Below are 23,760 nucleotides of genomic sequence, written 5' to 3' on the forward strand. Positions count from 1 at the left end.
ACGGCGGTCGGCGCCGGGGCGTTGACTTCTGTTACCGGGGGTACGGATGATCCGGCCCATGGCGACCGACGCAGGCGACCCGGCATCCCGCTCCCGCCCCCTCGCAGATCCCCTCTCAGCGCCCCTCACAGACCCTCCCCCGGCGCCCCTCTCCGTCTCCGGGCCCGGCCCCCTCCCCGGCCCCGGGCCCCGGTCCGCTGCGCGCCTCCGCTTCCCGGACGGCTTCCTGTGGGGCGTCTCGACCTCGGCCCATCAGATCGAGGGCGCCGCCGGGGAACGCGAGCCGTCGGTGTGGGACGTGTTCACGGCCGGGCCCGGCCGGGTGAAGGACGGCTCCACGGCGGCGGTGGCCTGCGACCACTACCACCGCTACCGCGAGGACGTGGCCCTGCTCGCCGGCCTGGGCGTGGACGCGTACCGCTTCTCCGTCTCCTGGCCGAGGGTGAACTCCCCCGGCGGCCTCGACTTCTACGACCGTCTGGTGGACGAGCTGTGCGCGGCGGGCGTCCGTCCCGTCCCGACCCTCTTCCACTGGGACCTTCCCGCGTCCCTGGACTGGATGGACCGGGACACGGCGGAGAGGTTCGCCGCGTACGTGTCGGTCGTCGCGGGCCGTCTGGGCGACCGGGTGACGAAGTGGATCACCCTCAACGAACCGGCGGAACACACCCTGCTGGGCCATGCCCTCGGCGCCCACGCTCCCGGCCGGCGGCTCCTCTTCGACGCCCTCCCGGCCGCCCACCACCAACTCCTCGCCCACGGCCTGGCGGTTCGGGCCCTGCGCGCGGCCGGGGCGCAGGACATCGGCATCGCCAACTCCCACTCCCCCACCTGGCCCGCGTCCGGGAGTCCGGCGGACGTGGAGGCGGCGGACTTCTACGACCTGCTCCTCAACCGCCTCTTCGCCGACCCGCTCGTCCTGGGCGCGTACCCGGAGGGCGTCGGCGAGTTGATGCCGGGAGACGTGGCGGCGGACCTGAAGGTGATCTCCGAGCCGCTGGACTGGTACGGCGTCAACTACTACGCCCCGGCCAGGGTGGGTGCCCCGCGGGACACGGAGACGGAGTTCGGCGGCCTCACCCTGCCGCCCGGACTCCCCTTCTCCCTGCGGGAGATCGAGGGGCGCCCGGTGACGGACTTCGGCTGGCCGGTCGTACCCGAGGCGCTGACGGAACTCCTCACGGATCTCTCCGCCCGCTACGGCGAACGCCTCCCGCCGCTGGTCGTCACCGAGAACGGCTGCTCGTACGAGGGCGTCGACGACCAGGACCGCATCGCCTACCTGGACGCCCACATCAGCGCCGTGCACGCGGCGCTGGAGGCGGGCGCGGACGTGCGCGGCTACTTCGTCTGGTCCCTGATGGACAACTTCGAGTGGGCGGAGGGCTACACCCGCCGCTTCGGCCTGGTGCACGTCGATCACGTCACGCAGCGGCGCACGCCGAAGGCGTCGTACCACTGGTTCCGCGAACTGCTGCGGGCGCCGAGATGACCGCCCCGCCTCCGCGCGGGCTCAGAAGCCGAGCTTGCGCAGCTGCTTGGGGTCCCGCTGCCAGTCCTTGGCCACCTTGACGTGCAGGTCCAGGCTGCATCAACGTGCGGCTACCGCCGCGCGGCCGGCGTCCCCAGCAGCGCCTCGACGCGCTCGCAGGACCTGACGCCGACCTCCTTCAGACGCCCGCCACGCCAGCCCCGGCCCATCCCTTTCCAGCGAACCGGAAGCCGGGGCAGGGGCGAAGCCCCGGCACTCAGAAGCCGAGCTTGCGCAGCTGCTTGGGGTCTCGCTGCCAGTCCTTGGCCACCTTGACGTGCAGGTCCAGGAAGACCGGCGTGCCCAGCAGCGCCTCGATGTGCTTGCGGGACTTGATGCCGACCTCCTTCAGCCGCTTGCCCTTGGGGCCGATGATGATGCCCTTCTGGCTGGGCCGCTCGATGTAGAGGTTGGCGTGGATGTCCAGGAGCGGCTTGTCGGCCGGGCGGTCCTCGCGCGGGAGCATCTCCTCGACGACCACGGCGATGGAGTGCGGCAGCTCGTCGCGGACGCCCTCCAGGGCCGCCTCACGGATCAGCTCCGCGATCATGACCTGCTCGGGCTCGTCCGTGAGGTCGCCCTCGGGGTAGAGGGCCGGGCCCTCGGGCAGCAGCGGGACGAGCAGGTCGGCCAGCAGGCCCACCTGCTTGTCACCGGTCGCCGACACCGGCACGATCTCCGCCCACTCGAAGCCCAGCTCCTTGGCCAGCTGGTCGATCGCGATCAGCTGCTCGGCGAGGGCCTTGGAGTCGACCAGGTCCGTCTTGGTGACGATGGCGATCTTGGGGGTCTTCTTGATCCCGGCCAGTTCCTTGGCGATGAAGCGGTCGCCGGGGCCGATCTTCTCGTTCGCCGGCAGGCAGAAGCCGATCACGTCGACCTCGGCCCACGTCGTGCGCACGACGTCGTTGAGCCGCTCGCCGAGCAGGGTGCGCGGCTTGTGCAGCCCGGGGGTGTCCACCAGGATCAGCTGGGCGTCGGGCCGGTGCACGATGCCACGCACGGTGTGCCGGGTCGTCTGCGGCTGGTTGGCGGTGATCGCCACCTTCTGCCCGACCAGAGCGTTCGTGAGGGTGGACTTGCCCGCGTTGGGGCGGCCCACGAAACACGCGAAGCCTGCGCGGTGGACGGTATCGCCCGACTGCTCGGATGACTGGGTACGAACGCTCATGAGGCTCATTGTCCCTGATTCACGAGCGGGTGCCGCACCAGCGGGCCGCACCGGCCCACTCCGTGAGCGTCCCGTGAGCCTTCGGAAACCCGCCCGCAACGAAACGTCACCGAAACACACCTGTACGCGACCGGAAACCGGCGCCGGTGACCCTCTGACGAGCCCCCCACACCGTTGGAGACGCCCGTGCCCCTCGCCGCCGCCGCCATCGACACAGCCGCCGCCCCCATCGACACGGGCGACACCGCGTGGCTCCTCGTGGCCACCGCCCTCGTCCTGCTGATGACCCCGGGCCTGGCCCTGTTCTACGGCGGCATGGTCCGCGCGAAGAGCGTCCTCAACATGCTGATGATGAGCTTCGTGTCCATCGCCCTGGTGACGGTGGTGTGGCTGGCGGCCGGCTACTCCCTGGCCTTCGGCGACGACACCTTCGCGGGGCTCGTCGGCGGCCTCGGACACGCCGGCATGACGGGCATCGGCCCCGGCAGCGTCCACGGCACGGTCCCCACCCTCCTCTTCGCCACCTTCCAGCTCACCTTCGCGATCATCACGGCGGCCCTGATCAGCGGCGCGGTCGCGGACCGTACGCGATTCCCGGCGTGGCTGGTGTTCGTCCCGCTCTGGACCCTGCTGGTATACGTTCCGGTCACCCACTGGGTGTGGGGCCCCGGCGGCTGGATCGGGGCCCGGCTGGGCGCGCTGGACTTCGCGGGCGGCCTGCCCGTCGAGATCACCTCGGGCGCCTCGGGCCTGGCCCTTTGCCTGGTCCTCGGCCCCCGCCTCGGCTTCAAGAAGGACTCCATGCGCCCGCACAGCCTGCCCATGGTCGTCCTCGGCGCCGGTCTGCTCTGGTTCGGCTGGTTCGGCTTCAACGCGGGCTCCGCGCTCGGCGCGAACGGCCTCGCCGCGGCCGCGTTTCTCAACACCCTCGCCGCCGGCTGCACCGGCCTGCTCGGCTGGCTCTTCGTCGAGCAGCGGCGCGACGGCCATCCGACCACCCTGGGCGCCGCCTCCGGCGCGGTGGCCGGCCTGGTCGCGATCACCCCGTCCTGCGGCACGGTCTCCCTGCTCGGCGCGCTGGTCGTGGGTCTGGCCGCCGGTGTCGTCTGCTCCTACGCCGTGAGCTGGAAGTTCAGGCTGAACTACGACGACTCCCTGGACGTCGTGGGCGTCCACCTGGTCGGCGGCGTCATCGGCACGCTGCTGATCGGCCTGTTCGCCGAGAAGGCGATGACCGGCGGCCCGGAGGGCCTCTTCTACGGCGGCGGTCTGGCCCCGCTGGGCAAGCAGCTCGTGGCGGTGCTCGCCGTGGCCGGCTACGCGTTCACGGTGACGTACGGCCTCGGCAAGCTGCTCGACCGGGTGATGGGCTTTCGCGCGAGCGAGGAACAGGAGCACACCGGCCTGGACCTTACGGTGCACGCCGAGTCCGCTTACGATCACGGGGTCCTGGGCCACGGCGCCCCGGTCGCCCACTCCCTCGTCCGCTCCGTCGCCCAGAAGGTCGAGCGCCCGGCATGAAGCTCATCACCGCGATCGTCAAGCCCCACCGCCTGGACGAGGTCAAGACCGCCCTGCAGGAACTCGGCGTACACGGCCTGACCGTGACCGAGGCCAGCGGTTACGGCCGTCAGCGCGGCCACACCGAGGTCTACCGGGGCGCCGAGTACCGCGTCGACCTGGTGCCGAAGGTGCGCATCGAGGTCGTGGTGGAGGACGCGGTGGCCGACGACGCGATCGACGCGATCGTCGAAGCCGCCCGGACCGGCAGGATCGGCGACGGCAAGGTGTGGTCGGTCCCGGTGGAAACGGTGGTCAGGGTCCGCACCGGCGAACAGGGCCCAGACGCCCTCTGACTCCACCCGGTACCTTCTCGGCCAACAGTTTCAGGTGGGTGTGGTGGGCAAAATGGCGGTCCAGGGGGCGGAGCCCCCTGGTACCTCAGCCGGCGGAAACAGTCACCCGCACAACCCCGTCGGGCGAAGCCAGCAACACCGGCGTCCCCGCACCCCCGAGATCGGCAACAGCAGCCAGATCCTCCGCGGCAACCCCCTCCGCCAAGCTCACCACCGCAGCCGCCTCAAGCGACTGAGCCCCCGAAGCCACAGCCATCGCGACAGCCGCCCGCAGGGCACTCAGCTCCAGCGAGGCCAGCGACACCGACCCGGCGACGTACGTACGCCCGGTCTCGTCCCGTACGGCCGCCCCCTCGGGCACCCCGTTGCGGGCCCGCGCCGAACGCGCCAGCGTGACGATCTTGCGGTCCTCGGGATCAAGCTCGTTGCTCTCGCTCATGCCCAGAGCATACGAACCCCTGCCACCGCCCCGGCCCCTCACCCCGCCACGGGGTACATGGCCCCCCGCCGCCCCTCGGGAGACGCCAGCCACTCCAGCTTCGCCGCCGTGTTCGCCTCCTCCAGCGGAGTGTGCAGCACGATGAGCAGATCGGGCCGCGCCGGCACCTTCATCGCCGTCGCCTCCACGACCAGCAGCCCGGCCAGCGGATGCTCCAGCTCCTTGCGGATCTGCCCCTGGTCCTCGATGTCCCGCTCGGCCCAGATCCTGCTGAACTCGGGGCTCAGGGACGTCACTTCGGCGAGCACCGCCTGAAACCCCTCGTCATCGGGGTCCGCGGCGCACGCCGCCCGGAACTGGGCGACCACCGTCCGCGCGTTCCGCTCCCAACTGGCGCTGCGCAGCCGGAAGAGCGGGTCGGTGAAGAAGTCGACGAGGCAGTTCTGCGTGGACTCGCGCCGCATGCCGAGCACCACCGCGGCCGCCTCGTTGTACATCACGCAGTTGTAGTACCGGTCCATGATGTGCGCCGGATACGGCATCCAGGTGTCGATCAGCCGACGCAGCCCGTCGCACATGTCCCGCTTCTCGGGCGCCACTTCGGCCGCGGGCGGGTTCAGCCCGGCCAGCACGTACAGGTGCCGCCGCTCGGCGTTGCTCAGCCGCAGCACACGGGCGACGGCGTCGAGGACCTGCGGCGAGACGGAGATCTCCCGGCCCTGCTCCAGCCACTGGTACCAGGAGGCGCCGACCCCGGCGAGCACGGCGACCTCCTCCCGGCGTAGTCCGGGCGTACGGCGCCGGGCCCCGCCGAGCGGCAGCCCGGCCTCCTCGGGGGCGACCCGGGCGCGTCTGCTCATCAGGAACTCCCGCAGCTCGCTGCGCCGTTCACTCCTCGCCGTTCCCGCGACCGCCACGTGCCGATCCCCCTCGTCGCCGTGTCTGGTGGTGCCACCACCACCATAAGTTCCGACTCCCCACGCGTATTCCGGCTGCCCCAGGCTGTTGCCATGGCGATCGACACCACCACCCCGACCATCCAACCCACCGCCCCCGTAGGCGAATCGCTCGGCACCTCCCCGCTGTCGACGCGTGACAAGCTCGTCCTGTTCGTGCTGTGCGCGGCCCAGTTCATGGTCGCGCTGGACTTCTCGGTACTGAACGTGGCGCTGCCCGCACTCGGCACCGACCTCGGCATGAGCCGCTCGGCCCTCCAGTGGGCGGTCACCGCGTTCGCGCTGCCCTCCGGCGGGTTCCTGCTCCTCTTCGGCCGCGTCGGCGACCTGTACGGCCGCCGCAAGCTGTTCCTGACCGGTCTGGCCCTGTTCGGCGCGGCCTCGCTGCTGGCGACCCTGGCCTGGGACCCGACGGTCTTCCTCGCCGGCCGCGCGCTGCAGGGCCTCGGCGCGGCGGCGATCGTACCGGCGGGCATGTCCCTGCTGACCACCACCTTCCCGGAGGGTCCGGCCCGCGACCGCGCCCTCGGTATCTCCGGCACGCTGCTGTCACTGGGCTTCACCGTCGGCATGGTCGCGGGCGGTGTGCTGACCGACGCGCTCGGCTGGCGCTCCACGATGGCCCTGCTCACGGTGTTCGCGCTGATCGTGCTGCCGCTCGCCCCGCGCCTGCTGAAGGAGTCGCGCACCCCGGACCGCCCACGCCTGGACGTACCCGGCGCCGTCACCGTCACCACGGGCCTGCTGTCCCTGATCTACGCCCTGTCCACGGCCGCCGACCACGGCTTCGGCCACGCCGACGTCGTCACGACGCTGATCGCCGGCCTGATCCTGCTGGCCGCGTTCGTCCTGATCGAGTCCCGTACGGCCGCCCCGCTCGTCTCGCTCCCGATGCTGCGCCGCCGCACGGTGGCGTGGGGCAACGTGGGCGGTCTGGTCACCTTCTCGATGATGTCGACGGTGGTCTTCGCCCTGACCCTGTACCTCCAGGAGATCCTGCGTCTGTCGGCCTTCGAGACGGGTCTGGTCTTCGGCGTCCAGGGCGTGCTGTCGGCCGTCGCCGGCACGCTGGCCCCGAGGGTCATCGGCCGCTTCGGCGCCAGCCGTACCCTGGTCGGCTCGCTGGCCGGTCAGGGCGCACTGGTGGCGACGCTGCTCCTGCTGGACACCCACACCTGGTCGGTGTGGCTCGCCACGGCCGCCGTGTCCCTGGCGAGCATGTGCCACCTGGGCGCGATCATCTCGTACGGCCTCACCGTCACCTCCGGCGTCCCGGACACGGAACAGGGCCTGGCCACCGGCCTGGTGACCTCCACCCAGCAGGTCGGCATCACGGTCGGCATCCCGCTGCTGGGCGTGCTGGCCACCACCTCCCCCGACCTGATGTCCGGCGTCCACACGGTCCTCGCCCTGGACGCGGCGATCGTGCTCGCCGCCGCCGTCCTGGTCGGCCTCGGCCTGCGCCGGGGTCAGTCCAGAATCTGAACGACCTCACTCCGCGCGGCCGTGTACCCCACACGGCCGCGCGCGCCGTTCACCAACGCAAGACCGGGCGCCACCTGCCCGCACAGCGCGGTGAAGCAGGAAGCCCCCGGAAGGGCCGGACGCTCCGGGCCGGAACCCCTGGCCCCTGGGCCAGGGAACACGTCAAGGCCGGTCCAGCCGCAGCCGCTGCGTTCTCGGCAGGCCGGCGACGACCAGGTCGTACGAGTCCTCGACCAGCTCGCGGACGAGGCCGTCGGGGAGTTCACCGTCCACCGTCACGGTGTTCCAGTGGCGTTTGTTCATGTGCCAGCCGGGGACGACGAGGCCCTCGTGCTCGGCGCGGAGCCGGACCGCGTCCTCCGGGTCGCACTTGAGGTTGACCGTCAGGGGCCGCGCGCCCAGGTTCGCCAGGGCGAACATCTTGCCCAGGACCTTGAAGACCGAGGTCTCCGGGTTGAACGGGAAGTCCTCCACGACCGCGTTGAAGGACAGGCAGAAGGCGCGCAGCTCCTGGGGGGTCACTCCGTATCCTCCTCCGGGACCGGGCCCCCGGCCGGCTCCACCAGCACGGTCACGATCTTGTTCCGGCGTCCCGCCGCCGCCTCCGCCGTCAGCTTCAGGCGGCGCTCGTCGGGCAGTTCGACCTCGGCGGAGGCACCCGCGATGGGCACACGGCCGAGTGCCTTGGCGAGCAGCCCGCCGACGGTCTCCACGTCCTCGTCGTCGTACTCGTCGAGGCCGTACAGCTCGCCGAGGTCGGTGATGTCGAGCCGGGCGGTGACCCGGTAGCGGTCGTCACCGAGGTCCTCCACGGGCGGGAGTTCGCGGTCGTACTCGTCGGTGATCTCGCCGACGATCTCCTCCAGGATGTCCTCGATCGTGACGATCCCGGCGGTGCCGCCGTACTCGTCGATGACGACGGCGACGTGGTTGCGTTCCTTCTGCATCTCGCGCAGCAGGTCGCCGGCGTTCTTGGTGTCGGGCACGAAGACGGCCGGGCGCATGGCGGTGGACACCAGGTCGCTCTCGGACTCCCGGTTGATGTGCGTCTTGCGGACCAGGTCCTTCAGGTACACGATCCCGACGATGTCGTCCTCGCTCTCACCGGTGACCGGGATCCGGGAGAACCCGGAGCGCAGCGCGAGGGTGAGGGCCTGCCGGATGGTCTTGTACCGCTCGATGACGACCAGGTCGGTGCGCGGCACCATGACCTCGCGCACCAGGGTGTCGCCCAGCTCGAAGACGGAGTGCACCATGCGGCGCTCGTCGTCCTCGATCAGCGACTCCTGCTCGGCGAGGTCGACCAGCGCGCGCAGCTCCGCCTCGGAGGCGAACGGGCCGCGCCTGAAGCCCTTGCCGGGAGTGAGCGCGTTGCCGATGAGGATCAGCAGCGACGGGACCGGGCCCATGATCCGGGCGAGCGGCAGCAGCACGTACGCCGCCACCGTCGCCGTGTTGAGGGGGTGCTGGCGGCCGATGGTGCGCGGGGAGACACCGACCGCGACGTACGACACCAGGACCATGACGGCGATGGCGACGAGCAGGGCTTCCCAGGTCTCCGTGAACGCGCGCAGGCAGCCGTACGTCACCAGGGCCGCCGCCGCCATCTCGCAGGCGACGCGGACCAGCAGGGCCACGTTGACGTAGCGGGTGGGGTCGGCGGCGACCTGGGCCAGCTTGGCGCTGCCGCGCCGGCCGGACTTCACCGCCTCCTCCGCCCGGAAGCTGGAGACGCGCGCGATGCCCGCCTCCGCGCAGGCGGCGAGCCAGGCGACGACGACCAGCGCGATCGCCCCGAGAACGATCTGCGGACTCATACGTGGACCGGCCCTCTTACGAGACGGTCGGCGCCGGGGACGGCCCGGTCAGCCCGTGCTCGGCCCGCCACCCGTCGACGATGGCGGCCTGGAGCCCGAACATCTCGGCCTTCTCGTCGGGCTCCTCGTGGTCGTACCCGAGCAGGTGCAGCACGCCGTGGACGGTGAGCAGCTGGAGCTCCTCGTCCATGGAGTGCTGCGTGGGCGCGTCGGCCCCCTGCTGGGTGGCGACCTCCGGGCACAGCACGATGTCGCCGAGGAGTCCCTGCGGGGGCTCCTCGTCGTCCTTGGACGGCGGCCGCAGCTCGTCCATCGGGAACGACATGACATCCGTGGGACCCGGCAGGTCCATCCACTGGATGTGCAGCTGCTCCATGGCGTCGGCGTCCACGACGATCACCGAGAGCTCGGAGAGCGGGTGGATACGCATCCGCGTGAGCGCGTAGCGGGCGATGTCGAGGATCGCCTGCTCGTCGACCTCGGTTCCGGACTCGTTGTTGACGTCGATCGACATGGTCGCGCTGGTCTACTTCCCCTTGTGTCCGGCCCTGCCGCGGCTCTGCCCCTTGTGGGCGCCGTTGTCGGTGCCGTGCTTGCTGTCGTACTGCTCGTACGCGTCGACGATACGTCCCACCAGCTTGTGCCGTACGACGTCCTGGGACGACAGGCGGGAGAAGTGGACGTCGTCCAGGCCCTCCAGGATCTCCTGCACCTGCCGCAGACCGCTCTTGGTGCCGTTCGGCAGGTCGACCTGGGTCACGTCACCCGTGATGACGATCTTCGAGTCGAAGCCGAGCCGGGTGAGGAACATCTTCATCTGCTCGGGGCTGGTGTTCTGGGCCTCGTCCAGGATGATGAAAGCATCGTTCAGGGTGTTGTGCGTCAGCAGGTAATCCTGAGTGACGTAGAGGGAGTCCTCGGCGGCCACCTGGATGCAGACGGTTTCCTCCCTGCCCGCGGGCTCGATGCTGTCGATGAAGCGCATCGGCCGTCCGCCGCCCCCGGCCGCGTGGTAGGCGTCGCGCTTGCGGGCGAGGCGGAAAGGTTCGATGCCTTCGGGGAGGCGGATATCGACGACGTGGGCGTCGTGCCGGTACGCGACTTCCCGGCCCTTCACGAGACCCGGCCTGCGGCCTTCGGCGGGCCTACGGCGGGTGTACGCGACGCCGCCCAGCGATTGGACCAGTGCGATCACGTCGTCGCGGAGCAGGATCGATGTCGTCGTGTACTGAATCCGACAAGTGCGGCCACTCTGCGTGACGGGGCCGCCGTCCGCGTCGAGCAGACCCTGGAGGACCGCCAGCCGGACCTCGGCGGAGTTGTACAGGTAGCCGTCCGGGACGAACTTGGTGTGCGAGCGGGTGCGCAGCAGGTCCAGCTCACGCATCACGCACGTGACCGGGTTCTCCAGGGTGACAACGCCCCCTGGAGACTTGATGCGGTTGAGGACGTAGTCCGGACCGCTCTTGTGGCGCACCGCGACGCCCGGCAGTGCTCCTTCCAGCGCCTCGGCCAGTTCCGGGTCCTCCGTTGCGAAGGAGGGAGTGGTCGAGCCCGTGAGGCAACCGTCGCCCAGCAGCAGGCCCAGCGCGTACGGGTCCATCGGGACCGGACGTTCCGGGAAGCAGACCGGCGCCGTGAGCAGAGGCAGCTCGTACCGGCGGGCGTGAGCCGCACGCAGGTTGCCGATCATGTCCTGGGTCTCCAGGACACGCCACGGCTTGTTCCGGCGTTTGTCCGACGCGGTGCGGACCGTCCACAGGTGCTCGCCGCAGCACAGAGTCCAGGAGCCGTCTTGGGCGGTGACGCGATAGATGTCCTTCTCGCCCTGCGGATAGACGCCGAGGACCGGCGTCGGCTCACCGTTCGAGCCGACGACGAGATCACCGACCTCAAGGTCGCCGATGGGACGCCAGCCGTCCGGGGTCAGGACGTTGGTGAAGATCGGTTGGGCCCTTCCGCGCATGTACGCCAGCGGCGCGACCTCGATCGTCCCCGCCGCCATCAGGCGCGGGATCGAGTCCGGGTCCAGCATGTCGTGCAGCGCGTCGTACAGCGGGCGCAGGTACGGGTCGATCTTCTCGTAGAGCGTGCCGGGCAGGAAGCCCAGGCGCTCGCCGGCCTCGACCGCCGGGCGGGTCAGGATGATGCGGTTGACCTGCTTGGACTGGAGGGCCTGGACGGCCTTGGCCATGGCCAGGTAGGTCTTGCCGGTACCGGCGGGGCCGATGCCGAAGACGATCGTGTGCTTGTCGATCGCGTCGACGTACCGCTTCTGGTTGAGCGTCTTGGGGCGGATCGTGCGGCCGCGCGAGGACAGGATGTTCTGCGTCAGCACCTCGGCCGGGGTCTCCGGGCCGTCGTTCGTCCCGTCGTCACTCGCCTTCAGCATGGCGATCGAGCGTTCCACTGCGTCCTCCGTCATCGGCTGACCGGTGCGGAGCACCAGCATCATCTCGTCGAACACGCGCTGGATCAGGGTGACTTCCGCCGGGCCGCCGACCGCGCTGATCTCGTTGCCCCGGACGTGGATGTCGGCCCCCGGGAAGGCCTTCTCGATCACGCGCAGGAGGGAGTCGCCGGACCCGAGCACGGTGACCATGGGGTGCTGGGCGGGGACCGTGAACTGTGCTCTCGCCTGCTCCTGCGTGGAGGGGTGAGCTGTGGGTGTCTGAGTCATGGGCCGGCTCTGTAGGCCTGCGGTTCCTCCTCGTTACGGCCGCGTAGCTGAGGGCGGCCTCGCACTGTCCAGGGTACGACGGGGCATGGACAACACCGTAGGGATTTTGACCGGGGAGATCGGGGGTCCGGGGACATCTGGGGGAGGATCGGGGTGGACCGGGGCGGAGCCCCTGCGCGTCAGGTGGACCGGCGGAAGCCGATGGTGGGCACCGCCCGCCTGAGCGGCCACGGCCGGTCCAGCTCCCGGGGGACCAGGCCCTCCAGGAACGCGTACCGCCGCAGGGCCGCGGGATCCTGTCCCTCCACCTCCTGCACCCGGCGCCACCACGCCCCGATCTCGGACCAGCCCGGCGCCGACAGCGACCCGCCGAACTCCTGCACCGACAGGGCCGCCGTGAGCCCGGCGAAGGCCAGCCGGTCCGCCAGCGGCCAGCCGGCCAGCGTCCCGGTGACGAAACCCGCCACGAAGACGTCCCCCGCCCCGGTCGGGTCGAGCGCCTCGACCGCGATCGCGGGCACCTCGGCCGCCTCGCCGGTACGGCGGTCCACCGCGTACGCCCCCTCGGAGCCGAGCGTGACGACGGCCACCGGCACGTGCGCGGTCAGCGCGTGCGCGGCCGCCCGCGGGCAGTCCGACCGGGTGTAGCGCATCGCCTCCTCGGCGTTGGGCAGGAACGCCTCGCAGTGCTCCAGGTCGGCGAGTCCGGACAGATCCCACCGCCCGGTGTCGTCCCAGCCGACGTCCGCGAAGATCCGGGTGCCCTCCCGCGCGGCCTGGGCGATCCAGGGGGCCCGCGCCCCAGGGGTGAGCGAGGCGACGGCGGCCCGTGCCGGGGGCGGGCAGTCCGGCACCGCCTCCTGCGGCGGCGGCTCGTGGCCGTGGGAGACCATGGTCCGCTCCCCCTCGTACGCCATGGAGACCGTGACCGGCGAGTGCCAGCCGGGCACGGTCCGCGAGGGGGCGAGGTCGATGCCCTCACCCTGTTCGAGCGCGTCCCAGCAGTACTCCCCGTAGTGGTCGTCCCCGAAGGCCGCCGCGAGGGACGTCCGCAGGCCGAGGCGGGCCAGCGCGGCGGCCATGTTGGCGACCCCGCCGGGGCTGGAGCCCATCCCCCGCGCCCAGGACTCGGTGCCGCGCACGGGCGCCGACTCCAGGCCGGTGAAGATGATGTCGAGGAAGACCGTGCCGGTGAGGTAGACGTCCCAGGGCGGATCGCCGGGCGCGCGCAGGGCGGCCAGCGGATCGAGCTGGGCCTCGCGGCGCGCTGCCTGCGTGAGGTGTTCCGGTTCCTCTCCGGCGATCGCGTGGGACGGGGTCACGGTGCGCTCCCTGACGTGGTGCGGATCTGGCCAGTGTGCACCACCTCCCGCCCCGCATACGGCTTCGCGCACCGGGAGTTGCCACCCCCGTGGGCACCGCCCCGCTACCAGCGCGGCATCACCGGTGTCCGCCAGTCCGGCTCGGCCGCCCGCATCGCCGCCGCGTCGTCCCGCTCGCGCAGTGTCCCGTCGTCCTCGGCCCAGCGCCGGTGCAGCCGGGCCAGTTCGTCCCGGTCGAGTTCGACGCCGAGGCCGGGCGCGTCGGACACGGTGACCCGGCCGTCGGTGAAGGCGATCCGCTCGGTGAGGACGTCCTCGGACTGCCAGGGGTAGTGGGAGTCGCAGGCGTGGTGGAGGTCCGGCACGGTGGCCGCGACCTGGGTCATGGCGGCGAGGCTGATGCCGAGGTGGGTGTTGGAGTGCATGGACACCCCGACGCCGAACGTGGCGCAGATCGCGGCGAGGTGGCGGGTGTTGCGCAGTCCGCCCCAGTAGTGGTGGTCGGAGAGCACCACCTGGACGGCGTCCTTCGTGAAGGCCTCTTTGATCTCGCCGAAGGTGGTCACGCACATGTTGGTGGCGAGGGGGACGCCGGTCCCGGCGGACACCTCGGCCATGCCGGCGGTGCCCAGCGTGGGGTCCTCCAGGTACTCGAGGACGTCGGCGAGTTCGCCGGCCACCTTCAGCGAGGTCTCCACCGACCAGGCGCCGTTGGGGTCGAGCCGCAGCGGGTGCCCGGGGAAGGCCGCGGCGAGGGCGCGTACGGCCGCGATCTCCTCGTCGGGCGGGAGGACGCCGCCCTTGAGCTTGAAGGAGGTGAAGCCGTACCGCTCCGTCAGCTCGCGTGCCTGGGCGACGATTCCGGCCGGGTCCAGGGCCGGGCCCCAGTCGTCGGGTTCGCAGGCGACGCCCTCGGGGTGGGTGCCCCACTTGTAGAAGAGGTAGGCGCTGTACTCGACCGAGTCCCGCACCTTGCCGCCGAGGAGCGCGTGCACGGGCAGTCCGAGCGCCTTGCCCTGGGCGTCGAGGCAGGCGACCTCGAAGGCGGACAGCACGGACAGGCGCAGCTTGTCGGCGCTCTGGACGCCCCGCAGCCCGCCCGCGTCCAGGGCGTCCCCTACCCGGCTCTCGTCCACGGCGAGGTCGAGCCCGAACAGTCCGTTCACATCCATGACCGATCGTCCGGGCAGTCGCTCGGCCAGGGAGCGGGCCGGCTCCAGGTACTTGGTGTCGCCGTAGGTCTCGCCGACTCCGGTCACCCCGTCGGCCGTCACCACCTCGACGATCAGCCGTGGGGTGTAAGGCTGGTGCACGCCCTGGGTGTTGAGCAGCGGCGCGTCGGCGACCAGGATCGGGGTCAGCCGTACCTCGGTGATGGTCAGGTCACGGGTCACAGGGCGGCTCCTCTGGGTCATGTATGAGAACCGAGGCTAAATACACGAACAAAGAGCCGTCAATGGGGGGCGCGAGCGCGAGAAAGCGCGGGCGAAGGCGGGAGTGAGGGCGAGGGAGGGGTGAGGGGGCAAGGGGGGAACACAAAGAACCCCACCCCGCACAAAGCGGGATGGGGTTCGATCGGAGCGCCGGGCAGGCCTTGCACCTGCATTTCCCCGCAGGAAGCGGGGCGTCTTTCCTTGGACCACCAACGCACTGTCCGCCACCGGGAGTTCCGGCGACCGCGACGTGATCAACCATAGCGCATCCGGAGCCCGATGTGATCACCCGACAGGAAAGTCCGGGAAGCCGGGGCGGTTCGGGAGGCGGGGCAGTCCGGAAGGCGGGGGCAGCCTGGAAGGCCGGGGAAGCCGACCGGTTTGGCGCCCGCTTCTACCCGCGCTTCCGTACCGCAAACCCCATGTGATCCACATCACCGCACACCGCCTTCTTCTCGTACCGCGTGCTTGATACAACTTGCTCGCGCGCCCCCGTCGTTCGACGGCCCGTCGCGCCCTCCCCCCTCTTCTTCCGAGCGGCTCCCCCGAGCGCTCCTTCGTCTGCCCCGGGAACGCCCGTGTCCGCCCCCCGCTCTCTTCCCTGGCCCCTCGTCGCCCTCTTCACGGCCGGGTATCTCTCGTCGTACCTGCTGCCGACCACGGTCGGCCGGCTGGACGCCGGCCTGCCACTGTCCGCCACCCAGGCCGGGGCCATCGGCAGTGCGCTGCTGCTGAGTTCGGCGTCGGCCGGCTTCCTGCTGGCCTCGCGCGTCGACCGGACCGGGGCCCGCACCCTGGCCAGGCTGGGGCTGACCCTCGCGGTCCTCGGCTACGGCGGCGCCGCCTTCACCGGGATCGTCCCGGCCGTCGTCGCGGGCGCGGTCGTCGGCGGTTTCGGGTCCGGTACGGTCACCGCGGTCGCCGCGAGCGGTATCGCGGGCCGCCCCGACCCGCACCGCGTCACCACGCTCGGCCTGCTCTGCGTCTCCGCTCTCGCGGGCGCCCTCTACCTGACGATCCCCCGCCTCGGCCCGGGCCACGGCCTGCCGCTCGCCGCGATCGCGCTGACCGCGCTCGCCGTGTGGCCGCTCACCGGCCGGCTGCCCGCCGCTGCCGCCCCGGCCGGCGGGACCGCCGCGGCGCGGGGCCGGCTGCCGCATCCGCGTACCGGGCTGCTGCTGGCCGTCGCGATGCCCTTCTGGTCCCTGACGCAGAACTCCCTGTGGGGCGTCAGCGGCCGCATCGGCCTCGTCCAGGCGCACCTCACCGAGGTCACCGTCGGCGCGGTGTTCGCGGTCGCGCTCGGCGCCGGACTGCTCGGCGTCATAGGTGCCGGCGTGGTCGGACAGCGCCTCGGCCGGGCCGTGCCGATCGGCGTCGGCACGGCGCTCATCGCGGTCTGCGTCCGGCTCAGCGCGTCGGCCGACGGCCTGCGGTCCTTCGCGGCGGGCGAGATCGCCTGGAACCTGCTCTACCCCGTCGTGCTGTCGTACGTCATCGGCCTGGCCGCCTCCCTGGACCCGCGCGGCCGCTGGGCCGTACTGGTCGGCTCGGCGGCCTCGCTGGGCACCGCGGCCGGTCCGCTGGCCGGGAGCCTGCTCGCGGCCCGGGCGGGCTTCCCGGTGATGGGTGAGGTGCTGGCCGCCGGACTGCTGGCGGTCACGGTGCCGATGACGGTGGTGGCGCGCCGGACGGAGCGGCGGCCGCTGCCGCTGCCGGTCGTGGACATCCCCGTGGAGACGGCCGCCCTGCCCGCCCGGAGCGCGTACGACACCGCCTCGGTCGTGGCCGTCCCCATGGAGACGGCCGCCGTGTCCGCCCGCGGCGCGTACGACACCGCCTATCCGAAGGTGTACGCCTCGACCTCGGCGAGGTAGCGGGCCCGGCGCTCCTCGTCGTCCTCCAGGAAGGAGGCGAGGAAGGAGTTGCGGGCCAGTTCGCGCAGCCGGTCCTCGGTCAGGCCGAGGGTCTCGCGGACGGCGTCGAAGTTGTCGCCGGCGTAGCCGCCGAAGTAGGCCGGGTCGTCGGAGTTGACCGTGCACATCAGGCCGGCGTCGAGCATCGCGGGCAGCGGGTGGTCGGCGAGGACGTCGACGGTGCGCAGCCGGACGTTGGACAGCGGGCACAGGGTCAGCGGGATGCGCTCGCGGACCAGTCGCTCGACCAGCGCCGGGTCCTCCATGCAGCGCAGGCCGTGGTCGACGCGCTCCACGCCGAGCACGTCCAGGGCCTCGGTGATGTACTGCGGCGGCCCCTCCTCGCCGGCGTGCGCCACGCGGCGCAGCCCGAGGGCGGCGGCGGCCTCGTACACCTCGCGGAACTTCACCGGCGGGTGCCCGACCTCGGCCGAGTCGAGGCCGACACCGGTGATCCGGTCCAGGTGGGGCTTGGCCAGCTCCAGGGTTTCCAGGGCCGACTCGGCGGACTCGTCGCGCAGGAAGCACAGGATCAGCCGGGTGGAGACGCCGTGCTTCTCCACACTGGTGCCGAGCGCCCGCCACAGCCCGTTCACGACGGTGGCCATGTCGACACCGCGGGCGAGGTGCGCCTGCGGGTCGAAGAAGATCTCCGCGTGCCGTACGCCCTGCGCGGCGGCGCGGGCGAGGTAGGCGTCGGCGAGGTCCTCGAAGTCCTGCTCGGTGCGCAGGACGGCCATCAGCTCGTAGTACAGGTTCAGGAAGGACTGGAGGTCGTCGAACTGGTACGCCTTGCGCAGCTCGTCGGTGTCCGCGTAGGGCAGCGTGACGCCGTTGCGCTCGGCGAGCCGGAACGCCAGCTCGGGCTCCAGGGTGCCTTCGATGTGGAGGTGCAGTTCTGCTTTCGGGAGGGGCATCAAAGCATCGTACGGCCCTCCACCTGGCCCTTCACCTACGCCGGGGCAGCGGCACTCTCTGCAGGTCGTACGCCACGGTCAGCTCGCCCTCGAATCCGGCCGCCCGGGCCTGCCGCGCGAACTCCTCGGGATCGGAGTAGCGCTGGCTGAAGTGGGTGAGCACGAGGTGTCGTACCCCCGCGTCGCGGGCCACGGCCCCGGCCTGCCCGGCGGTCAGATGTCCGTGCTCGACGGCCAGCCGGGTGTCCTCGTCGAGGAAGGTGGACTCGATGACGAGCAGGTCGCAGCCCTCGGCGAGCGCGTGCACGCCCTCGCACAGCCGGGTGTCCATGACGAACGCGAAGCGCTGTCCGCGCCGCACCTCGCTCACCTCGTCCAGGGTCACGTCCCCGAGCCGGCCCTCGCGCTGGAGCCGGCCGACGTCCGGCCCCTGGATGCCGTGCGCGGCGAGCCGCTCGGGCAGCATGCGCAGCCCGTCGGGTTCGGTGAGCCGGTAGCCGTAGGACTCGACGGGGTGCGACAGCCTGCGCGTGTCCAGGGTGTACGACGGCGTGACGGCGAGGACGCCGTCCGCGTCGGCCGGTGCCTCGGTGAGCGCGACCGTCTCCCGGTAGGCGGTGGCGTACCGCAGCCGGTCGAAGAAGTGCTGCCCGGAGCGCGGGTAGTGCGCGGTGATCTCGTGCGGGACCTGGTCGAGGTTGATCCGCTGGATGACGCCGGCGAGGCCGAGGGAGTGGTCGCCGTGGAAGTGCGTGACGCAGATCCGGTTCAGGTCGTGGGCGGCGACCCCGGCGCGCAGCATCTGCCGCTGGGTGCCCTCGCCGGGGTCGAACAGGATGCCCTCGCCGTCCCAGCGCAGCAGGTAGCCGTTGTGGTTGCGGTGCCGGGTAGGGACCTGGCTGGCGGTGCCGAGCACCACCAATTCACGTACGGACACGGCGACTTACCCGGGGGGCCATTCGAGGCCGCGGCCGCCGAGGACGTGCGCGTGGGCGTGCCAGACGGTCTGGCCGGCGCCGCTGCCGGTGTTGAAGACGGTGCGGTAGCTCTCGAGCTTCTCCTCGTCGGCGACGGCCCGCGTCTCGGCGAGGACGTCGGCGGCGAGCGCGGGCGCGGCCTCGGCCAGCTCGGCGGCGTTCTTGTAGTGGGCCTTGGGGACCACCAGGACGTGGGTGGGGGCCTGGGGGTTTATGTCCCGGAAGGCGAGGGTGGTTTCGGTCTCCCGGACGATCGTCGCCGGGATCTGCCTCGCGACGATCTTGCAGAACAGGCAGTCGTCCTGCGGCTCTCCCGCCATTGCGCTGCGCTCGCTTTCGCCGGTGATCAGTACGGGGGCATCGTAGTCGTTCGGGTGCGGGTCCGTGGGGCTGGTCGCGCTCACGCGGCGGTGGCCGCATATCGATACGGCCCCGCGCCCCTAAATCCTGTCGTCGAACTCCCGTTGTCCGCCCGGAGTGCGGTAGTTCGACAACAGGGCCTAGGTCGGCAGGCCCGGTGGTGTCTTTGCGGGCACCGTTTCCAATGCCTCCAGTGCCAGCCGTATCGCCTCGTCGAGCTGGGGATCTCTCCCCGCCGCCCAGTCCTGCGGGGTCTGTACGACCTCCACGTCCGGGTCGACGCCGTGGTTCTCCACGTCCCAGCCGTGCCCCTCCATCCAGAAGGCGTACTTGGGCTGGGTGACCAGGGTGCCGTCGACCAGGCGGTAGCGGCTGTCGATGCCGATGACGCCGCCCCAGGTGCGGGTGCCGACGACCGGCCCGATGCCGAGGGCGCGGATGGCCGCGTTGACGATGTCGCCGTCGGAGCCGGAGAACTCGTTGGCGACGGCGACGACGGGGCCGCGCGGGGCGTCCTGCGGATAGCTGAAGGGCCGTCTGCCGCGGGGCAGGTCCCAGCCGACGATCCGGCGGGCCAGCTTCTCCACGACCAGTTGGGAGGTGTGGCCGCCGCGGTTCTCGCGCACGTCGACGACGAGTCCCTCGCGGGCCACCTCGACGCGCAGGTCGCGGTGGATCTGGGCCCAGCCGGGCGCCTGCATGTCCGGCACGTGCAGGTAGCCGAGGCGGCCGCCGGACCGCTCGTGGACGTGGGCCCGCCGGTCGGCGACCCAGTCGTGGTAGCGCAGGGGCTCCTCGTCGGCGAGGGGGACCACGACCGCGTGCCGGGGCTCGCCCCCGCCGGCGGGCGAGACGGTCAGCTCGACGGGCTTTCCGGCGGTGCCGGTCAGCAGCGGTCCGGGGCCGGTGACCGGGTCGACCGGATGCCCGCCGACCGCGACGATCGCGTCCCCGGGGCGTACGGCGACGCCGGGCGCGGTGAGCGGGGAGCGGGCCTGCGGGTCGGAGGTCTCGGACGGCAGGATGCGGTCGACGCGCCAGGCGCCGTCGCCGTGACGGGAGATGTCGGCGCCGAGCAGTCCCTGCCGGGCGCCGTTGCCCCAGGCGCCGTGCGGGATGACGTAGGCGTGCGAGGTGCCGAGTTCGCCGTGCACCTCCCACAGCAGGTCCACGAGGTCGTCGTGGGTGGCGAGGCGGGCGAGGAGGGGCCGGTAGCGGTCGAGGACGCCGTCCCAGTCGACGCCGCCCATGTCCGGCCGCCAGAAGTTGTCCCGCATGACGCGGCCCGTCTCGTCGTACATCTGCCGCCACTCGGCGACCGGGTCGACGGTCTGCCGGATCCGGGTCAGGTCGACGGTGATGTTCGAGTCGCTGTCCTCGTCGTCGGAGGCGCGCCGGTCGGCGGGTACGACCTTGAGCCGCTCGTCGGTCCACAGCAGCACCCGCTTGCCGTCGCCGCTGACCTCGAAGTGGTCGGCGTCGCCCTCGAGGTGTTCGAGGCGCTGCTGGGCGAGGTCGTACCGCTCCAGCGCGGTCTTGGGGTCGGGGGCGTCGGGTGTGGCGCGGGTGGCGCCGAGGACGCCGCGCACGGGGTGGCGCAGCCAGAGCACGCCGTCCTTGGCGGCGCGCAGGTTGGTGTAGCGGGCGGCCTCGACCGGGAAGGGCACGATGCGGTCGGCGAGGCCGTCGAGGTCGACGCGGGTCGTCGGGGTGCCCTCGGAGTCGGGGGTCTCCTCCTTGTCCGGGGTTCCGAAGGGCCGGCCGTGGCGCTGCGGTCCGAAGGGGGACGGTGTGGTCGCGGCGAGGGTGATCAGGTGCGGGCGGACGCCCTCCACGAAGGCCAGGTCGAAGACGTGCTCGTCGTAGACCGGGTCGAAGGCGCGGCTGGAGAGGAACGCGAGGTGCTTGCCGTCCGGGGTGAAGGCGGGGGCGTAGTCCTGGAAGCGCAGCGGGGTCGCCTCGGTGACCGACAGGTCGGTGGTGCGGGCGATGCGGATCTGGGAGAGCGGGCGGGGTCCGGGGTGGGCCCAGGCGAGCCAGCCGGAGTCGGGCGAGAAGGCCAGGCCGGTGACGTCTCCGTGCTCGCTGCGGTCGGCCTCGCGGACCTCGCCGGTCTCGCGTTCGACCAGCAGCAGCCGTCCGTCGTGCGAGGCGACGGCGGCCCGGCTGCCGTCGGGGGCCATGGCGAGGGCCAGTACGCGGCCGAGCTGTCCGGCGGCGAGCCGGCGCGGGACGGCACCGGGGAGGAGGCCGGTGGCGGGGGCGAACTCCAGGGCGTCGTCGCCCTCGGCGTCCGTCACCCACACCACCCACTCCTCGCCGTCGGCGCGGAAGGTGCGCGGCAGCCGGGCCCGTACGCCGGGCTGCGCGGCGAGCGCGCGGGCCGGCCCGAAGCGGTGGGTGACCCAGTGGACGGCGCCGCGCACGGCGACCGCGCTGCCGCGCGCGGTGTGGTCGGGGGCGGCGGCGCCGAACCAGCGGGCGGCGGCGACGGGATGGGGCTGGAGGTCCACGCGCGGGCCGCCGAGCCGGATGTCCAGCCGGCGTGGGGCGGCGCCGAACAGGTCGTCCAGGATCCACAGTTCGCCGGCGCTGGACCAGACGGCGCGGCTGCCGTCGCCGGCGGCGTGCCGGGCGTAGAAGCCTGTCCCGCTCCCGGCGCCGCCCGGGCGGGAGGCGTCCGCGAGGGGGGTGTGGCGGCGCAGGTCCGTCCCGTCGGCGAGGGAGGAGTACAGGGCGCCGGTGCCCTCGTGGTCGGAGAGGAACGCGATCCGGTCCCCCGCCCACAGCGGGTTCTCGATGTTGCCGTCCAGTTCCTCGTGCAGCCGTGTGAACCGGCCGTCGCCCTCCCGGTCGATCCACAGCTTGCCCGCCGTGCCGCCCCGGTAGCGCTTCCACGTGGCGGCCTCGCGGCCCATGGTGGCGGACAGCAGCACGGTGTGCGGGCCATGGGCGACGTCGCCGACCGGCCCGTAGGGCAGGGTGGTCGCCGGTCCGCCGTCCAGTGGGACGGCGCGGGCCCAGGTGCGGCGCAGACTGGCCTGGCCCTGGGCGCTGATCGCGAGGACCTCGCCGTCGGGGGTCCAGCCGCGCACCTGGGTGCGTCCGCTCCCCCAGTACGTCAGCCGCCTGGCCTGGCCGCCGGCGACCGGGGCGACGTGCACCTCGGGGGCGCCGTCGCGGGTGGAGGTCCAGGCGACGTGGGTGCCGTCGGGTGAGATGCGGGGGTGGGTCACCGGGACGTTGTCGCCGCTGACCCGCCAGGCCCGGCCGCCGTCCAGCGGCGCCAGCCACACATCGTCCTCGGCGACGAAGGTCACCAACTCGCCGTGCAGGTGCGGGAATCGGAGGTACGAGGAACTTTCCGTGCCGTGCCTGGAAGCGCCCTGAGTCACTCCGTCACCTTACGCGCGGGGCCCGTTGCGCGGGGGCCGGTTCACGGATCACTTTCCCTCGGCCGGCCAGCAGGTCGGGTCGCCCTTGCACCACAGGGTGCGGGTGACGGTGACCGTGACGGTCACGGTGGGCCTGGGCTGTGCCGGGGGGCGGTAGGTGGCCGGCGGGGTGAACGCCGGCCCGGGGGTGGCGTCGCAGTCGCCGAGCCCGCTCACGTGGAAAACCCGCCTGCCGCCGACCGTGGCCGTCAGGCTGCCACGCACACAGGCCCCGTCGACGGCCCGGGTGATCCTCCCGTCGACGGTGATCTTCCGCCCGTCCTTGGTCCGTCCCAGGCAGTCGACGGAGACGGCGGTGGTCCGCGTCGGGTCGGGCGACTTGCCGGGGGTGCGGCCGGCGTCGCCGTACTCGCCGGTGCAGTTGAGCCAGTCGACGTCGACGTGCTGCCGGTTCAGCGCGTCGGTCGCGGTCCTGTCCGTGGTGTACGCCACCGAGGCCGAGCCGAGCCCTCCCGGCTGGCAGGCCACCGCCCCGCCCACGGCGACCGCCGCGAGTCCCGCCGCGGCCACCACCCGGGTGGGGCGCGGCCGACGCCAAATCCATCTCAATACCCCCATGAACGGCAGAGTGCCACCGGAACACGCGGGACGGAAGGCCGCATACGGCCACTCACCCGTTCGATCACCCACCCGTGAGGGGCGGTTCGTCCGTATCCTGATTCCGTGCGCAACGAACGCAGACTCAGGCAACTGGTCGTGCCGGACGGGTTCCGCTACGAATGGAGGGTGCGGCATCGCTGCTCGGCGGGTGAACCCTGCACGGAGGCGCTGGACCTGTGGCGAGACGGTGTCGCGCTCCGCGTCGTGTTCCGCGGCGGGGACGGACGGGTCGTCAGCGGCGGCGCCTACACCCACTCCGGGCGGGTGAGCGACGAGCACGGACACTCGGTGAATCTGCACGAGCCCGGCGTCGTACGGGCGTTCGTGGACGAGGTACGCCGGCGGGGCGGGGAGGCCGGCGACGTGGACGGCCGGGAGCCGGCGGCCGGCGAGGTGGACGGATGGGAACTGCTGCCCGCCGTCGCGGTCAGCCGAGCAGCAGCCACTCCTGAAGTTCCACCAGATTGCCCTCCGGGTCCTTGACGTAGGCCACGCGCATGCGGTCGGTCAGCGGGGCCGGGGCGCGGAGCAGGGTCGCGCCCCGGGAGGTGATCTGCTCGCAGTAGGCGTCGAGGTCGTCGACGCGCAGCACGACCAGGGAGCGGTGGCCGGTCGCGGTCTCGCCGAGTTCGTCCAGCAGCCCGGCCATCGTCTCGCGGCCCTGCAGCGCGATCCCGGCGGAGCCGGCGTGCGGGCTGAACTTCTCGTACGGCCCCTCGGTCGCCCCCGACTGCGGCCGCAGGCCCAGGACTTCGGCGTAGAAGCGGTAGCAGGCGGCGAAGTCGGTGACGAGGAGCCGTACTTGGGCGAGCTCCATGGGGTGCTCCTCTCGACTCGGGCCGGGT

Annotated in this window: 21 protein-coding genes and 1 pseudogene; 6 read left to right on the forward strand and 16 right to left on the reverse strand. The window is 72.1% G+C overall.

Annotated features, from left to right (window positions below; translation table 11 throughout):
- The first annotated feature begins 58 nt into the window (after positions 1 to 58).
- On the forward strand, positions 59 to 1,492 hold the full coding sequence (locus OIB37_RS13090; protein WP_330457763.1) for a GH1 family beta-glucosidase: 1,434 nt from the start codon (positions 59 to 61) through the stop codon (positions 1,490 to 1,492).
- 21 nt (positions 1,493 to 1,513) lie between these two features.
- Here the strand turns inward: OIB37_RS13090 and OIB37_RS13095 are convergent.
- Both OIB37_RS13095 and era read right to left on the reverse strand, forming a co-directional pair.
- A pseudogene (locus OIB37_RS13095) lies at positions 1,514 to 1,707 on the reverse strand (hypothetical protein); the annotation flags it as partial.
- 41 nt (positions 1,708 to 1,748) lie between these two features.
- The gene (gene era / locus OIB37_RS13100; RefSeq protein ID WP_330457764.1) at positions 1,749 to 2,702 is read right to left on the reverse strand and encodes a GTPase Era; all 954 of its coding nucleotides are present in this window, start codon (positions 2,700 to 2,702) and stop codon (positions 1,749 to 1,751) included.
- Between the two features lie 207 nt (positions 2,703 to 2,909).
- Between era and OIB37_RS13105 the strand changes: the two genes are divergently transcribed.
- Together OIB37_RS13105 and OIB37_RS13110 are read left to right on the forward strand one after the other, a co-directional pair.
- Positions 2,910 to 4,223: an ammonium transporter gene (locus OIB37_RS13105; protein WP_330461830.1), complete on the forward strand. Its 1,314-nt coding sequence runs from the start codon at positions 2,910 to 2,912 to the stop codon at positions 4,221 to 4,223.
- A complete protein-coding gene (locus OIB37_RS13110) occupies positions 4,220 to 4,558 on the forward strand; it encodes a P-II family nitrogen regulator (RefSeq protein ID WP_330457765.1) in 339 nt (112 codons plus the stop codon). Before OIB37_RS13105 ends, OIB37_RS13110 begins: the two co-directional genes overlap by 4 nt.
- 85 nt (positions 4,559 to 4,643) lie before the next feature.
- On the opposite strand, the gene OIB37_RS13115 is transcribed toward OIB37_RS13110, so the two are convergent.
- Positions 4,644 to 4,997, reverse strand: coding sequence for a cytidine deaminase (locus tag OIB37_RS13115; RefSeq protein WP_330457766.1), 354 nt, complete (start codon positions 4,995 to 4,997; stop codon positions 4,644 to 4,646).
- A 38-nt stretch (positions 4,998 to 5,035) separates the two neighbouring features.
- A complete protein-coding gene (locus OIB37_RS13120) occupies positions 5,036 to 5,857 on the reverse strand; it encodes a helix-turn-helix transcriptional regulator (RefSeq protein WP_330457767.1) in 822 nt (273 codons plus the stop codon).
- A gap of 150 nt (positions 5,858 to 6,007) precedes the next feature.
- Here OIB37_RS13120 and OIB37_RS13125 point away from each other — a divergent pair, with 150 nt between their 5' ends.
- Positions 6,008 to 7,438, forward strand: a complete 1,431-nt coding sequence (locus OIB37_RS13125) for an MFS transporter (protein ID WP_330457768.1) — start codon at positions 6,008 to 6,010, stop codon at positions 7,436 to 7,438.
- Between the two features lie 162 nt (positions 7,439 to 7,600).
- Here the strand turns inward: OIB37_RS13125 and OIB37_RS13135 are convergent, their stop codons facing one another.
- From OIB37_RS13135 to OIB37_RS13160, 6 genes are all read right to left on the reverse strand, one after another.
- Positions 7,601 to 7,960, reverse strand: coding sequence for an MmcQ/YjbR family DNA-binding protein (locus OIB37_RS13135; RefSeq protein WP_330457769.1), 360 nt, complete (start codon positions 7,958 to 7,960; stop codon positions 7,601 to 7,603).
- A complete protein-coding gene (locus tag OIB37_RS13140) occupies positions 7,957 to 9,255 on the reverse strand; it encodes a hemolysin family protein (RefSeq protein ID WP_330457770.1) in 1,299 nt (432 codons plus the stop codon). Before OIB37_RS13140 ends, OIB37_RS13135 begins: the two co-directional genes overlap by 4 nt.
- Positions 9,256 to 9,271: 16 nt before the next feature.
- The gene (gene ybeY / locus OIB37_RS13145; RefSeq protein WP_330457771.1) at positions 9,272 to 9,769 is read right to left on the reverse strand and encodes an rRNA maturation RNase YbeY; all 498 of its coding nucleotides are present in this window, start codon (positions 9,767 to 9,769) and stop codon (positions 9,272 to 9,274) included.
- Positions 9,770 to 9,781: 12 nt separating this feature from the next.
- A complete protein-coding gene (locus tag OIB37_RS13150) occupies positions 9,782 to 11,935 on the reverse strand; it encodes a PhoH family protein (RefSeq protein WP_330457772.1) in 2,154 nt (717 codons plus the stop codon).
- A gap of 179 nt (positions 11,936 to 12,114) precedes the next feature.
- Positions 12,115 to 13,257 carry a carbohydrate kinase family protein gene (locus OIB37_RS13155; RefSeq protein WP_330457773.1) on the reverse strand — a complete coding sequence of 381 codons (1,143 nt, stop codon included), beginning with the start codon at positions 13,255 to 13,257 and terminating at the stop codon, positions 12,115 to 12,117.
- A 104-nt stretch (positions 13,258 to 13,361) separates the two neighbouring features.
- Complete coding sequence (locus tag OIB37_RS13160; protein WP_330457774.1) at positions 13,362 to 14,651, reverse strand: glucarate dehydratase family protein; 1,290 nt, start codon at positions 14,649 to 14,651, stop codon at positions 13,362 to 13,364.
- A 617-nt stretch (positions 14,652 to 15,268) separates the two neighbouring features.
- Here OIB37_RS13160 and OIB37_RS13165 point away from each other — a divergent pair.
- Positions 15,269 to 16,567 (forward strand): MFS transporter, encoded by a 1,299-nt coding sequence (locus OIB37_RS13165; RefSeq protein WP_330457775.1) that lies wholly within the window; start codon positions 15,269 to 15,271, stop codon positions 16,565 to 16,567.
- Here OIB37_RS13165 and OIB37_RS13170 read toward each other — a convergent pair.
- From OIB37_RS13170 to OIB37_RS13190, 5 genes are all read right to left on the reverse strand, one after another.
- Positions 16,531 to 17,523: an adenosine deaminase gene (locus OIB37_RS13170; RefSeq protein WP_330457776.1), complete on the reverse strand. Its 993-nt coding sequence runs from the start codon at positions 17,521 to 17,523 to the stop codon at positions 16,531 to 16,533. The genes OIB37_RS13165 and OIB37_RS13170 overlap by 37 nt on opposite strands.
- Positions 17,524 to 17,554: 31 nt before the next feature.
- Complete coding sequence (locus tag OIB37_RS13175; protein WP_330457777.1) at positions 17,555 to 18,460, reverse strand: ribonuclease Z; 906 nt, start codon at positions 18,458 to 18,460, stop codon at positions 17,555 to 17,557.
- 6 nt (positions 18,461 to 18,466) lie between these two features.
- The gene (locus tag OIB37_RS13180) at positions 18,467 to 18,820 is read right to left on the reverse strand and encodes a histidine triad nucleotide-binding protein (RefSeq protein WP_330461831.1); all 354 of its coding nucleotides are present in this window, start codon (positions 18,818 to 18,820) and stop codon (positions 18,467 to 18,469) included.
- Positions 18,821 to 19,000: 180 nt separating this feature from the next.
- Positions 19,001 to 22,183: a S41 family peptidase gene (locus tag OIB37_RS13185; RefSeq protein ID WP_330461832.1), complete on the reverse strand. Its 3,183-nt coding sequence runs from the start codon at positions 22,181 to 22,183 to the stop codon at positions 19,001 to 19,003.
- A gap of 120 nt (positions 22,184 to 22,303) precedes the next feature.
- Positions 22,304 to 22,873, reverse strand: coding sequence for a hypothetical protein (locus OIB37_RS13190; protein WP_330457778.1), 570 nt, complete (start codon positions 22,871 to 22,873; stop codon positions 22,304 to 22,306).
- Positions 22,874 to 22,978: 105 nt separating this feature from the next.
- Between OIB37_RS13190 and OIB37_RS13195 the strand changes: the two genes are divergently transcribed.
- A complete protein-coding gene (locus OIB37_RS13195) occupies positions 22,979 to 23,398 on the forward strand; it encodes a hypothetical protein (protein ID WP_330457779.1) in 420 nt (139 codons plus the stop codon).
- Here the strand turns inward: OIB37_RS13195 and OIB37_RS13200 are convergent.
- Complete coding sequence (locus tag OIB37_RS13200) at positions 23,343 to 23,732, reverse strand: VOC family protein (protein WP_330457780.1); 390 nt, start codon at positions 23,730 to 23,732, stop codon at positions 23,343 to 23,345. The genes OIB37_RS13195 and OIB37_RS13200 overlap by 56 nt on opposite strands.
- Positions 23,733 to 23,760: the final 28 nt, after the last annotated feature.

Origin of the sequence: Streptomyces sp. NBC_00820 (genome assembly GCF_036347055.1) — a bacterium.
Lineage (GTDB): Bacteria > Actinomycetota > Actinomycetes > Streptomycetales > Streptomycetaceae > Streptomyces.